General features: G+C 71.3%; 11 protein-coding genes. 5 read left to right on the top strand and 6 right to left on the bottom strand.

Going from position 1 to position 12,483, the window contains the following annotated elements; all coding sequences use genetic code 11:
• The 4 genes from ACSNOG_RS28755 to ACSNOG_RS28770 form a co-directional block, all read left to right on the top strand.
• A partial coding sequence (locus tag ACSNOG_RS28755) for an FAD-dependent monooxygenase (RefSeq protein WP_436755627.1) occupies positions 1–791 on the top strand: 791 nt, incomplete at its 5' end.
• Positions 792–845: 54 nt separating this feature from the next.
• The gene (gene pcaH, locus ACSNOG_RS28760; RefSeq protein WP_436755628.1) at positions 846–1,583 is read left to right on the top strand and encodes a protocatechuate 3,4-dioxygenase subunit beta; all 738 of its coding nucleotides are present in this window, start codon (positions 846–848) and stop codon (positions 1,581–1,583) included.
• Entirely contained in the window at positions 1,583–2,173 is a 591-nt protein-coding gene (gene pcaG, locus ACSNOG_RS28765) for a protocatechuate 3,4-dioxygenase subunit alpha (RefSeq protein ID WP_436755629.1), read from the top strand. Before pcaH ends, pcaG begins: the two co-directional genes overlap by 1 nt.
• Positions 2,174–2,185: 12 nt before the next feature.
• The gene (locus tag ACSNOG_RS28770; protein WP_436755630.1) at positions 2,186–3,574 is read left to right on the top strand and encodes an FAD-dependent oxidoreductase; all 1,389 of its coding nucleotides are present in this window, start codon (positions 2,186–2,188) and stop codon (positions 3,572–3,574) included.
• Here ACSNOG_RS28770 and ACSNOG_RS28775 read toward each other — a convergent pair.
• The 3 genes from ACSNOG_RS28775 to ACSNOG_RS28785 all read right to left on the bottom strand — a co-directional run bounded on the left by ACSNOG_RS28775 (position 3,546) and on the right by ACSNOG_RS28785 (position 6,083).
• On the bottom strand, positions 3,546–3,938 hold the full coding sequence (locus ACSNOG_RS28775; protein WP_436755631.1) for a hypothetical protein: 393 nt from the start codon (positions 3,936–3,938) through the stop codon (positions 3,546–3,548). The two genes, ACSNOG_RS28770 and ACSNOG_RS28775, sit on opposite strands and share 29 nt — an antisense overlap.
• A gap of 95 nt (positions 3,939–4,033) precedes the next feature.
• Positions 4,034–4,639 carry a mycothiol-dependent nitroreductase Rv2466c family protein gene (locus tag ACSNOG_RS28780; protein WP_436755632.1) on the bottom strand — a complete coding sequence of 202 codons (606 nt, stop codon included), beginning with the start codon at positions 4,637–4,639 and terminating at the stop codon, positions 4,034–4,036.
• Between the two features lie 283 nt (positions 4,640–4,922).
• Entirely contained in the window at positions 4,923–6,083 is a 1,161-nt protein-coding gene (locus ACSNOG_RS28785; RefSeq protein WP_436755633.1) for an RICIN domain-containing protein, read from the bottom strand.
• Between the two features lie 600 nt (positions 6,084–6,683).
• On the opposite strand from ACSNOG_RS28785, the gene ACSNOG_RS28790 reads away from it, so the two are divergent.
• Positions 6,684–7,019, top strand: a complete 336-nt coding sequence (locus tag ACSNOG_RS28790; RefSeq protein WP_436755634.1) for a hypothetical protein — start codon at positions 6,684–6,686, stop codon at positions 7,017–7,019.
• Positions 7,020–7,480: 461 nt separating this feature from the next.
• On the opposite strand, the gene ACSNOG_RS28795 is transcribed toward ACSNOG_RS28790, so the two are convergent.
• From ACSNOG_RS28795 to ACSNOG_RS28805, 3 genes are all read right to left on the bottom strand, one after another.
• The gene (locus ACSNOG_RS28795; RefSeq protein ID WP_436755635.1) at positions 7,481–9,610 is read right to left on the bottom strand and encodes a 3-hydroxyacyl-CoA dehydrogenase NAD-binding domain-containing protein; all 2,130 of its coding nucleotides are present in this window, start codon (positions 9,608–9,610) and stop codon (positions 7,481–7,483) included.
• Positions 9,607–10,827, bottom strand: a complete 1,221-nt coding sequence (locus ACSNOG_RS28800; protein ID WP_436755636.1) for a thiolase family protein — start codon at positions 10,825–10,827, stop codon at positions 9,607–9,609. Before ACSNOG_RS28800 ends, ACSNOG_RS28795 begins: the two co-directional genes overlap by 4 nt.
• Positions 10,828–11,148: 321 nt before the next feature.
• Positions 11,149–12,426: an HRDC domain-containing protein gene (locus ACSNOG_RS28805; protein WP_436755637.1), complete on the bottom strand. Its 1,278-nt coding sequence runs from the start codon at positions 12,424–12,426 to the stop codon at positions 11,149–11,151.
• Positions 12,427–12,483: the final 57 nt, after the last annotated feature.

Raw genomic sequence — 12,483 nt, forward strand, 5'->3', positions numbered from 1 at the left:
GGCACCGCCGGGCGCGACGGGACGCGCAGGGCGGCGGCGCGCGCGGCGGCGGGACGGAGCAGACGCTGGAGTGCGAGTACGTGGCGGGCTGCGACGGCTCGTACGGAGCTTCCCGGCGCGCCCTGCCCCCGGGCGCGGTGCGGATGCACGCGCGCACGTACCCCTTCTCCTGGCTCGGCATCCTCGCCGACGTCGCGCCCTCCAGCGACGAGCTGCTGCTCGCCGGGCACGAGCGGGGCTTCGCGCTGCACAGCATGCGCACCCCCGCCCTCTCCCGGCTCTACCTCCAGGTGCCCAACGGCACCTCCCCCGGCGACTGGCCGGACGAGCGCATCTGGGACGAGCTCGACGTCCGGCTGGCCGCCGGGGACTGGCGGCTGCAGCGCGGCCCCGTCCTCACCAAGTCCGTGAGCGGCCTGCGCAGCCAGGTCATCGAACCCATGCGGCACGGGCGGCTGCTGCTCGCCGGGGACGCCGCGCACATCGTGCCGCCCAGCGCGGCCAAGGGCCTCAACCTGGCCTTCGGGGACGTCGTCACCATGGCCCGGGCGTTCACCCACTGGCACCGCAGCGGCTCGACCGACCTCATCGACCGCTATTCGGACAACTGTCTGCGCCGGGTGTGGCAGGCCCAGCACTTCTCGCACGAGATGACGACGCTGCTGCACACCGCTCCCGGCGCCGACGCGTACGACCGCGCGATCCAGCTCACGCGGCTGCGCCGGCTCACCGGGCCCACGGCGGCCGCGGCGGAACTGGCCGAGAACTATGCCGGCGCCCCGCTGAACTGACCTGTGGGCAGGCAGGCCGGGATCACGGCGGGCGGCACGGGGTAGATCGCTCCCATGGCCCTTACTGAACCCGCACAGGAACGGATACGCCGCAAGGACCACCACCCCGGCGACGACAGCACGTTCTCCGCCGCCGCGCGCGCCGCCGCCCTGCGCGTCCCGTCGCGCCCGGCGGTGCCCGTGCCCGTGCCGCCCCCGCCCGGCACGGTCGAGCTGACCGGCCCGGTCTTCGGGACGGCCGACGTCGGCCCCCTCGACCACGACCTCACGCGGCAGCACCGGGGCGAGCCGATCGGCGAGCGCATCGTCGTCGGCGGACGCGTCACGGACCGCCGCGGGCGGCCGGTGCGCGGCCAGCTCGTGGAGGTGTGGCAGGCCAACGCCGCGGGCCGCTACGCCCACCCGCTCGACCGCCACCCCGCCCCGCTCGACCCCCACTTCACCGGCGCGGGCCGCTGCCTCACCGACGACGACGGCCGCTACCGCTTCGTCACCGTCCGCCCCGGCGCCTACCCGCTGGGCGGGCCGAAGGACTCCTGGCGCGCCTCGCACGTGCACTTCTCCCTCTTCGGCACGGCGTTCACCCAGCGCCTGGTGACCCAGATGTACTTCCCCGGCGACCCGCTCCTGCCGGACGACATCATCTGGCACACCGTCAGCGACGCGGCCGCGCGGGCCCGCCTGGTCTCCGCCTTCGACCCGGAGGTGGGCGAGCCCGGCCTCTCTCTCGGCTACCGCTGGGACCTCGTCCTGGACGGCCCGTCCGCCACCTGGACCGAGGAGGGCCGCTGATGCCGCCCCCGGTACCGCACCCCGCACTGCCCCCGACGCCCTCCCAGACCGTCGGCCCCTACTACGGGACCGCGCTGCCCTTCCCCGGCGGCGGCGACCTCGTGCCCCCGGCCCACCCCGGGGCCCTGACCCTCCACGGCCACGTCTACGACGGCGAGGGCGCGCCCGTGCCCGACGCGCTGCTGGAGTTCTGGCAGGCGGCCCCGGACGGCTCGCTCGCCGGGGCGCCGGGCAGCCTGCGCCGCGACGGGGAGTCCTTCACCGGCTTCGCCCGCGTCCCCACCTGCCGGGACGGCCACTACGCGCTGCACACCCTGCTGCCGGGCGGCGCGCCGTACCTCGCGCTGTGCGTCCTCGCGCGCGGCCTCGACCACCACCTGTTCACCCGGGTGTACGTCACCGACCCGCCCGGAGACCCGCTGCTGGCCGCGCTGCCGCCGGAGCGGCGAGCAACCCTGCGGGCGCGGGCGGAGCCCGGGCAGCGCAACACGTACCGCTTCGATGTGAAGCTGCAGGGAGAAGGGGAAACGGTCTTCCTGGACTGGCAGGACAACCGGCAGGACAACCGGCAGGACAGAGACCACACCTGAAAGGAGCGGCACATGACCGCGCAACGACTCGTGGTCGTCGGAGGCGACGCGGCGGGCATGTCCGCCGCGTCGCGGGCGCGCAGGCTCCGCGAGCCCGGCGCGCTGGAGATCACCGCGTTCGAGCGCGGCCGCTTCACGTCGTACTCCGCGTGCGGCATCCCGTACTGGGCGGGCGGCGTGGTCGACGGCCCGGACGCGCTGATCGCCCGCGCGCCGGAAGAACACCGCGACCGCGGGATCGACGTGCGGATGCGCACCGAAGTGACCGAGCTGGATCTCCAGCGGCAGTGCGTCCTCGCCCGCGACCTGGAGTCGGGCGAGGAGCGCCGGCACGGCTACGACCACCTCGTCCTCGCCACCGGCGCCCGCCCGGTCCGGCCTCCGCTGGAGGGCATCGACGCGCCGGGGGTGCACGCGGTGCAGACCCTGGACGACGGCCGTGCGCTCGTCGCCGCCCTCGACGGCGACGCCGAGGACCGCCGGGCGGTCGTGGTCGGCGCCGGGTACATCGGCGTCGAGATGGCGGAGGCGCTCGTACGGCGCGGCTACGCGGTGACCGTCGTCGAGCGCGCCTCGCAGCCGATGGCGACCCTCGACCCCGACATGGGCGCGCTCGTGCGCGACGCCATGACCGCGATGGGCATCAAGGTGGTGACGGACACCGAGGTCACCGCCGTACGGACCGGGCCGGACGGCACGGCCCGGGCCGTCGCCACGGACGCCGGCGAGTTCCCCGCCGACGTGGTCGTCCTCGGCCTCGGCGTACGCCCCGAGACCGCGCTGGCCCGCGCGGCCGGCCTGCCGCTGGGCGCGTCCGGCGGGCTGCTCACCGACCGGTCCATGCGGGTGCGCGGGCACGAGAACGTCTGGGCCGGCGGCGACTGCGTCGAGGTCCTCGACCTCGTCTCCGGCCGCACCCGCCACGTCGCCCTCGGCACCCACGCCAACAAGCACGGCCAGGTCATCGGCACGAACGTCACCGGCGGCCGCGCCACGTTCCCCGGCGTGGTCGGCACGGCCGTCAGCAAGGTCTGCGACCTGGAGATCGCCCGCACCGGCCTCCTGGAGGCGCAAGCCCGCGAGGAGGGCCTGCGCTACGTGACCGCCACCATCGAGTCGACCAGCCGCGCCGGCTACTACCCCGGCGCCCGCCCCATGACCGTCAAGATGCTCGCCGAACAGGGAACGGGCCGCCTCCTGGGCGTCCAGATCGTGGGGCGCGAGGGGGCGGCGAAACGGGTGGACGTGGCGGCGGTCGCGCTCACGGCAGGGATGACGGTGGATCAGATGACGTCCCTGGACCTGGGCTACGCGCCACCGTTCTCACCCGTGTGGGATCCGGTCCTGGTGGCGGCGCGGCGGGCGGCCCACCTCACGGACGGTCGAGGACGATCGAGTTGATCGGCGTGAGATCGACCCCGATGCCCACTTGCGGAGGAATGCTGATGCTGCAGTCGCCGGTGCCGTTGTAGCCGGTGCACAGGCGCACGGTCGCGCGCGGACCGCCGTACTGGTTGTTGATGACGTAGTGCATGTTGAACTGGTTGACGAGGTTGTGCGCGCCGTACCGGGCATACTTGTGCGACGGGCTCACCGGGGGCGCCTGGCCCTCCGGGTAGATACAGGCGTACCCGGAGGGGCAGTTGTAGTTCTCGGTGGTGCCGGTGGTGCCGGTGCTCCCGGCGTCGGCCGTGCCGATCGCCGTCAAGGTCGCCGCCGCGGTGGCCACGGTGACCGCCGCGAGGCGTCTGATCATCGTGCGCATGCCGAGCTCCCTCCTGCGGGGCGGCCCCGCCCCGCGGGTCGGCAGCATCGTAGGGGCGAACGGCGTCCGGCCCGGAGTCGCTTCCCGGCCACCCCTCAGCTGAAGTCGAGGCCGCCCGTACGGGTGCGCTTGAGCTCGAAGAAGTTCGGGTAAGCGGCCAGCAGCCGCACGCCGTCGAAGATCCGGGCGGCCTCTTCGCCGCGCGGGATGGCGGTGAGGACGGGCCCGAAGAAGGCGACGCCGTCGATGTGGATGGTCGGCGTACCCACCTCTTCGCCGACCGGATCCATGCCCTCGTGGTGGCTCTTGCGCAGCGCCTCGTCGTAGTCGGCCGAGTGAGCCGCGTCGGCGAGCGCCTCGGGGAGGCCGGCGTCGGCCAGCGCCTTCCGGATCAGCTCGTCGGAGACCTCGCCGCCGCCGTTGTGGATGCGCATACCGAGAGCCGTGTACAGCTCGCGCAGCACGCCCTCCCCATGCGCCTGCGCCGCGGCGGTGCACACCCGCACCGGGCCCCAGCCCACGTCGAGCAGGCGGCGGTAGCGCTCGGGCAGATCGGCCCGCCCTTCGTTGAGCACGGACAGGCTCATGACGCGGAAGCGCAGGTCGAGGTCTCGGTGGTTCTCGACCTCCAGGATCCAGCGGGAGGTGATCCAGGCGAAGGGGCAGACGGGGTCGAAGTAGAAGTCCACTTTGTGTGTCATGACCATGAGCGTACGGGGAGAGGTGGACCGGCGGGCAGGTCCACTTCCCCGCACAGATCATGGGCCAATGCCTACCGGCATCCTTCGCGGAGGTGCGCTTGCCGACGCGCCTCGACCTCTTCGACCGCCCGAGCCCGGGCAGGCACGCCGTGCTGCTGTGCTGGTGGTGTGGAGGCAAAGGACAGGCCGCGGTCCGGCTGCTTCCGGCTGCTACGGAGGAGCCTGGCCCGGAGGACGGCGCGCCATGACCAGGGCGGGCCGGCCCTGGCCATGGCGTCTGCGGTCAGACCTTGCGGAGGTCGATCTCGATCTGCATGCCGTCCTCCGTGCGGGACTCGTGCAGTCGGTGCGGCACATGGCTGCCGGGATTGCACTCCATCGCCTGGACGGCGAAGTGAAGCCGGTGCTCGTTGAGGCGCCCCTCGCGGTCCACGGCCCGCACTTCTTCCTCGCTCGTCGGATCGAAGTCCCTGTTCAGGTCATACGGATCCACCGCCCCGCTCACGGAAGGGCCGAAGGTGTGGACCGTGAACTCGACCGCTGCGGGCCGCTTGGCCAGGTTCAGCGCGAAACCGGTCACCTGAGTGTACGGTTTGGCCCCTGGCCTGCGCTTGAGCGTGGTCACCTCCACCTTGCGCTCGTTGCCGTCCAGGAAGAACCGGGCCGTGACGTCATACGTCTCCGCCATCAACTCGGCCGCGCTCTCACCGATCATCCTGCCGATGTCCGAGCCCTTCTGCGCCAGGTGCTGCTTCTCCATGGGAAGGAATTCGCTGCCGTCCAAGAACGTGCCCACTTGGTGGCCGATGAGCGACGTCCCGTCCGGAAGCTTGATGGACTCGGCCTGGTACGTGCCCTTGTACGTGCTGCCCAGGTAGGAGTCGAACGAGCCGCCGCAGCCGATGACCCGCGGCTCCTCCTTCCTGGGCACGTCGGGCTTCTCGAAGCGCCAGTACTGGAAGGCGCGGTCCCTGTCCGGGAGCCGCGTGTACTGCTCGAGCACGGCGTCCTTGTTGCGGTCGAGGTTACGGATCCCGAGCCACAGGTCGTAGTTGTTGACCGAGTCGGGGCTCTTCGCGCTCAGGCCGCTGTGCAGGCCGTAGCGGCCGTCGCCCTCGTCGGTGAGCTGCCAGTACGTCGCCGCCCGGTCGTCGGTGCCCTCGCCGTGCAGGTCCATGGCCCGCCCGGGAAGGGTCTCCGGGAGCACTCCGCGCGGCATGTGGACGTACAGCTTGGTCTTGAGGTTCTGCAGCCGGTAGAGCCCCGCGAAGACCTCGCTCTCCTCCGCCGTGACCTGTTTCACCACCCACGACTGCTGGTCCTGGTACTTCGCGTCGTTCTTCGGCTGCTGCGACACAGTCGCCGGCTCCTGGTCCCGCACCGTCAGGTAGAGCCCGGTCGCCTCATTCCTGATCAGATACGTGCCTTCCGCAAAGTTCCCCATGCGCCCCTCCAGCCTTGTCGTGCTGCCGGCATCCGCCGGCGATCACTCAAGGTATGGATCTTCTCGCGTTGTGTGAGGGGTAATCTCGGCCAACCCTGCACTTCATGTCCACCGAAACAACAGCCTGGCACACCGCGCGGGATTCCAGGCCGTGTACAAGGGCGGCTACCAGCCACCTAACGGACACCGGCCAATCGCCACGAAAATGCACGGGCTGCGGAGGAGTAGCTTTCGGTCACCTGGCACGGAATAACCATGACTCGGCATACTCGCCGCTGGACTCCCGCCCGATCCGGAACCCGGCCGCCGATGCCCCTCGGACAGCCTCCGAGCTGCGCAGAAGTGAGGCAGGAGGCTGTGCCGTGGCCTTGGACCAGCAGAAGCCCAGAGACAGAACAAACAATCGATGAACTCCACAACATATCGGCGTACCAGTATGACTGAGGATGTCTCATATCCTCACAGGTGATTGCCTGAAGCTCTGGCGGCCGTGCTAAGAAACTCCTGGAAAACCCGAACGGCATTGCCGTCGAGGCATAGCCTTACGGGCTGGAACAGCGGAAGGCGCCGGTAATCCGGCCTCCTGCGGAGGGGAAGCTCGTGGCCATTGAGTTCCAGACGGTTCATTTTCGTATCGAGCAGTCGGACGGCAGGAACAGCAAGTCACAGGAGGAATGGGTGAAGTTCTCCAAGCCCATCCGCTGGGACGAGAACGGCGCCCCCATTGTCGAGGTAGCGATCCAGCACTTCGACATCAGTTTCAACACCGGCAAGCTGTGGGGCGGCCCGATCGCGCAGGAGATGGTGAAGGTCGAGAGGGGCGAGCCGCGCAACAACGGGGTGCCCATCACGGCGACGGCCTGGATGCGGGACAACCCCGGTAACCAGGGCTTCGTCGCGGAGGTCACCGCCCTGGTCATCGCCGACCTGGTGTAACGCCCCTGGATTTGATGGGTGCGGGCCGGCCGGTCACCCCCGCGGGGCGGTGAACTCTCCCGACCGGCCGCACCATTGGAACGGACCGGGCGCAGGTCACCCCCAGCGGCACCTCACACCTCACGTCCCCACGCTGAGCGGCCAACTAGTGAGCCACAAACCGGGGAGACAGGTGCATGCCCGCACGATCACGCACACTGACGCCGGACCGGATCGCGAACAGCGGGACCCTGGTGGAGGACCTCGAACGGGCCACCGCCCGACGACGCTCCTACGATCTGCTCCGGCCCTGTGCCCTGTCGCCGCCGGAATCGGCGGCATTCATTCAGTCGGTCATGGATGCCTTGCCTGACCGTTGTTCGTTCCTGTCCGCGGCGCCGCGACCGTCATCGCGAGCGTGAGCGCAAACGCAAACGAGGGCCGTACGGGAAACCCCGTACGGCCCTCGGGCCTACGTCCCGCTACGCGGGAACGGAAGCGACGCCCACCGGCAGGAACCGCTTGCCGTTGGCCTTCTCGGCGACGCCGACACGGTCCAGGTACGGCGTGATGCCGCCCAGGTGGAAGGGCCAGCCCGCGCCGGTGATCAGGCACAGGTCGATGTCCTGGGCCTCGGCGACGACGCCCTCGTCCAGCATGAGGCCGATCTCCTGTGCGACCGCCTCCAGGACGCGGGCGCGCACCTGCTCCTCCGTCAGGACGGAGTCGCCCTGGACGAGCAGGGCCGCGACCTCGGGGTCGAGCTCCGGCTTACCGGAGTCGTAGACGTAGAAGCCGCGCTTGCCGGCCTTGACGACGGCGGCGAGGTTCGGGGAGACCTTGAAGCGGTCGGGGAACGCGCCGGCCAGCGTCTCGGAGACGTGGAGGCCGATGGCGGGGCCGACGAGCTCCAGGAGGACCAGGGGCGACATCGGCAGGCCGAGCGGCTCGACGGCCTTCTCTGCCGTTGCCACGGGCGTGCCCTCGTCGATGACGTTCTGGATCTCGCCCATGAAGCGGGTGAGGATGCGGTTGACGACGAACGCCGGGGCGTCCTTCACCAGGACCGCGCTCTTCTTGAGCTTCTTGGCGACGGCGAAGGCCGTGGCCAGGGAGGCGTCGTCCGTCTTCTCGCCGCGGACGATCTCCAGCAGCGGGAGGATGGCGACCGGGTTGAAGAAGTGGAAGCCGACGACCCGCTCGGGGTGCTTGAGCTTGGAGGCCATCTCGCTGACGGACAGCGAGGAGGTGTTCGTGGCGAGGATGGTGTGGGCGGGGACGACCGCCTCGACCTCGGCGAACACCTGCTGCTTGACGCCCATCTCCTCGAAGACGGCCTCGATGACGAAGTCCGCGTCGCCGAAGGCGGCGGCCTTGTCGAGGGAGCCGGTGACGGCGGCCTTGAGGCGGTTGGCCTTGTCGTTGCCGATGCGGCCCTTGGCGAGGAGCTTGTCGATCTCGCCGTGGACGTAGCCGACGCCCTTGTCGATGCGCTCCTGGTCGATGTCGGTGAGGACGACCTGGACCTCCAGGCGGCGCGCGAAGAGGAGCGCGAGCTGGGAGGCCATGAGGCCGGCGCCGACGACGCCCACCTTGGTGACGGGGCGGGCCAGCGAGCGGTCGGGGGCACCGGCCGGGCGCTTGGCGCGCTTCTGCACCAGGTTGAAGGAGTAGATGCCGCTGCGCAGCTCCTCGCCCATGATCAGGTCGGCGAGGGCCTGGTCCTCGGCGTCGAAGCCCTGGCGGAGGTCGCCGTTCTTCGCCGCGGAGATGATCTCCAGGGCGCGGTAGGCGGCCGGGGCGGCGCCGTGCACCTTGGAGTCGGCGATGAAGCGGCCGCGCTCGACGGCCTGGTCCCAGGCCTCGCCGCGGTCGATCTCGGCGCGGTCGACCTGGATGTCGCCCTTGAGGACGGAGGCCGTCCAGATGAGGGACTGCTCCAGGAAGTCGGCGCCGTCGAAGAGGGCGTCGGCGATGCCGAGCTCGAAGACCTGCTTGCCCTTGAGCTGACGGTTCTGGTTGAGCGAGTTCTCGATGATGACCGAGACCGCGCGGTCGGCGCCGATGAGGTTCGGCAGCAGGGTGCAGCCGCCCCAGCCGGGGACCAGGCCGAGGAAGACCTCGGGGAGGGAGAAGGCCGGGATGGCGCGCGAGACGGTGCGGTAGGTGCAGTGCAGGCCGACCTCGACGCCGCCGCCCATCGCCGCGCCGTTGTAGTAGGCGAAGGTCGGGACGGCGAGGGAGGACAGACGCTTGAAGACGTCGTGGCCGCCCTTGCCGATGGCGAGCGCCTCCTCGTGCTTCTTCAGCAGCTCGACGCCCTTGAGGTCGGCGCCGACGGCGAAGATGAAGGGCTTGCCGGTGAGGCCGATGCCGGCGATGGAGCCCTCGGCGGCCTCCTTCTCGACCTGGTCGATCGCGGCGTTCAGGTTCGCGAGCGACTGCGGGCCGAAGGTGGTCGGCTTGGTGTGGTCCAGGCCGTTGTCCAGCGTGATGAGCGCGAAGCGCCCGGCGCCGAAGGGAAGGTCGAAGTGGCGCACGTGCGCCTGGGTCACGACCTCGTCGGGGAACAGCTCCGCCGCGCCCTTGAGAAGTTCAGCGGTGGTGCTCACTTGTCGTCTCCCTCGAAGTGCGGGTTCTCCCAGATGACCGTGCCGCCCATGCCGAGGCCGACGCACATCGAGGTGAGGCCGTAGCGGACGTGCGGCTGCTCCTCGAACTGGCGGGCCAGCTGGGTCATCAGACGGACGCCGGAGGAGGCCAGCGGGTGGCCGAAGGCGATGGCGCCGCCGTACTGGTTGACGCGCGGGTCGTCGTCCGCGATGCCGTAGTGGTCGAGGAGCGCGAGGACCTGGACGGCGTAGGCCTCGTTGAGCTCGAACAGACCGATGTCGTCGATCGTCAGGCCGGCCTTGGCCAGCGCCTTCTCGGTCGCCGGGATCGGACCGTAGCCCATGACCTCGGGCTCGACGCCGACGAAGGAGTACGACACGAGGCGCATGCGGACCGGCAGGCCCAGCTCGCGCGCGACGTCCTCGGCGGCGATCAGCGAGGCGGTGGCGCCGTCGTTGAGGCCCGAGGCGTTGCCCGGGGTGACCCGGCCGTGCGGGCGGAACGGCGTCTTGAGGTTCGCCAGGCCCTCCATGGTGGTGCCCGGGCGCATCGGCTCGTCGGCCGTGACCAGGCCCCAGCCCAGCTCCCCGCCCTCGGGCGTGGTGCGGCGCACGGAGATCGGCACGAGGTCGGCCTGGATCTTGCCGTCGGCGTAGGCCTTGGCGGCCTTCTCCTGGCTGCGGACCGCGTAGGCGTCCGCGCGCTCCTTGGTGAGCTGCGGGTAGCGGTCGTGCAGGTTCTCGGCCGTCATACCCATGACGAGGGCGGACTCGTCGACGAGCTTCTCGGAGAGGAAGCGCGGGTTGGGGTCGACGCCCTCGCCCATGGGGTGGCGGCCCATGTGCTCGACGCCGCCCGCGAGGGCGATGTCGTACGCGCCGAAGGCGACGCCGCCGGCGACGGTCGTCACGGCGGTCATGGCACCGGCGCACATGCGGTCGATGGACATGCCGGGCACGGTCTGGGGCAGGCCCGCGAGCATGCCGGCCGTACGGCCGAGGGTCAGGCCCTGGTCACCGATCTGCGTGGTCGCGGCGATGGCGACCTCGTCGATCTTGGCGGGGTCCAGGTTGGGGTTCCGGCGCAGCAGCTCACGGATGCACTTGATGACGAGGTCGTCGGCGCGGGTCTCGTGGTAGATGCCCTTCGGGCCCGCCTTGCCGAACGGGGTGCGGACGCCGTCGACGAATACGACGTCCCTAGCGGTACGAGGCACTTGGCTCTCCTCCTGTGCGGGATCGCTGCGCGCGGGCATGCCGGGACGGCTCCGCCGCGGTGCGGGCTGACACCGTCATGCTACTTACGGGTAACTAGGTTGCCCAGTCCCCTGGCGGGGAGCGGCGAAGGTCACATTCCGTGTGCGGAGGGGGCTACTGGGGGTTCGGTACGGGCAGGCGGGCTTCGCGGCGGTTGCGCGGCGTCGCGGCGGGGAGGAAGCGCTGCGCCCCGGCCCCGAGAGGGACCGGGGCGCAGCCCTGGGAGACGGTGAAGGAGCGGGGCCGGGGCGTCTGTCCCGGCCCCGAGGGGGCGGCGGCCGTCAGGCCGCGGGGTCCGTGAGGGCCTTCACCAGGACCGGGGTCACCTGCTCGACCTGCCAGGGGCGCGCCCCGTGCGCGGAGAGGATCTCCGCGACCGCCTCCGGCGTGGGACGCGCGGGCGGCTCCCAGCACAGCCGCCGCACCGTGTCCGGAGTGATCAGGTTCTCCTGCGGCATGGTGAGGCGTTCGGCTAGCTCGGAGACGGCCGTACGGGCCGCGGTGAGCCGCGCGGCGGCCTCCGGGTCCTTGTCGGCCCACGCGCGCGGCGGCGGCGGGCCGGTCAGCGGCTGGCCGGGCTGCGGCAGCTCGGCGTCCGGGATCGCACGGGCGCGGTCGACCGCCGCCTGCCACTGCTCCAGCTGCTTGCGGCTCATGCGGTGCCCGAAGCCGGGCAGGGCGGCCAGCGCGTGGACGTTCGGCGGCATGTTGAGCGCGGCCTCGACGATCGCGGCGTCGCCCAGCACCTTGCCGGGGGAGACGTCGCGCCGCTGCGCCACGTGGTCGCGGGCGGTCCACAGCTCGCGCACCACCGCCATCTGGCGGCGCCTGCGCACCTTGTGCATCCCGGACGTGCGGCGCCAGGGGTCCTTGCGCGGCGGGGCGGGCGGCGCGGAAGCGATGGCGTCGAACTCCTGCCGGGCCCACTCCAGCTTGCCCTGGCGGTCCAGCTCCTCCTCCAGCGCGTCGCGCAGGTCGACGAGGAGCTCCACGTCGAGGGCGGCGTAGCGCAGCCAGGGGTCGGGCAGGGGGCGGGTCGACCAGTCGACGGCGGAGTGCCCCTTCTCCAGGGCGTAGCCCAGGACGTTCTCCACCATGGCTCCGAGACCCACCCGTGCGAACCCGGCGAGCCGTCCGGCCAGCTCGGTGTCGAACAGCCGCGTCGGCGTCATCCCTATCTCGCGCAGGCACGGCAGGTCCTGGGTGGCTGCGTGCAGGACCCATTCGGCGTCGGCGACGGCGTCGCCGAGCGCGGACAGGTCGGGGCAGCCGACCGGGTCGATGAGCGCGCTGCCGGCGCCCTCACGGCGCAGCTGGACGAGGTAGGCGCGCTGGCCGTAGCGGTAGCCGGAGGCGCGCTCGGCGTCGACGGCGACGGGGCCGGTGCCGGCCGCGAACGCCGCGACGACCCGCTCCAGGGCATCGTTGTCAGCGACGACCGGCGGGATGCCCTCGCGTGGCTCGAGTAGGGGGATCGGCGCCGAAACGACGTCGTCCGGGGGGGCGCCCCCGGTGGTTCGCAGTGGTGTGTCTGCTGCGGTTTCTTGGGCGTCGGTCACCGGTCAAGGGTATCTGTGTATGGCAAGCGCCCGTCGACGGAACGTCCCGTCGACGGG

The sequence above is a fragment of the Streptomyces sp. URMC 124 genome (assembly GCF_051386455.1).
GTDB lineage: Bacteria > Actinomycetota > Actinomycetes > Streptomycetales > Streptomycetaceae > Streptomyces.

Bases quoted from the DNA above. Each gene is read 5' to 3' on its own strand.
- pcaH (WP_436755628.1), top strand. From the start codon at position 846: ATGGCCCTTACTGAACCCGCACAGGAACGGATACGCCGCAAGGACCAC.
- pcaG (WP_436755629.1), top strand. From the start codon at position 1,583: ATGCCGCCCCCGGTACCGCACCCCGCACTGCCCCCGACGCCCTCCCAG.
- ACSNOG_RS28770 (WP_436755630.1), top strand. From the start codon at position 2,186: ATGACCGCGCAACGACTCGTGGTCGTCGGAGGCGACGCGGCGGGCATG.
- ACSNOG_RS28775 (WP_436755631.1), bottom strand. From the start codon at position 3,938: ATGCGCACGATGATCAGACGCCTCGCGGCGGTCACCGTGGCCACCGCG.
- ACSNOG_RS28780 (WP_436755632.1), bottom strand. From the start codon at position 4,639: ATGACACACAAAGTGGACTTCTACTTCGACCCCGTCTGCCCCTTCGCC.
- ACSNOG_RS28785 (WP_436755633.1), bottom strand. From the start codon at position 6,083: ATGGGGAACTTTGCGGAAGGCACGTATCTGATCAGGAATGAGGCGACC.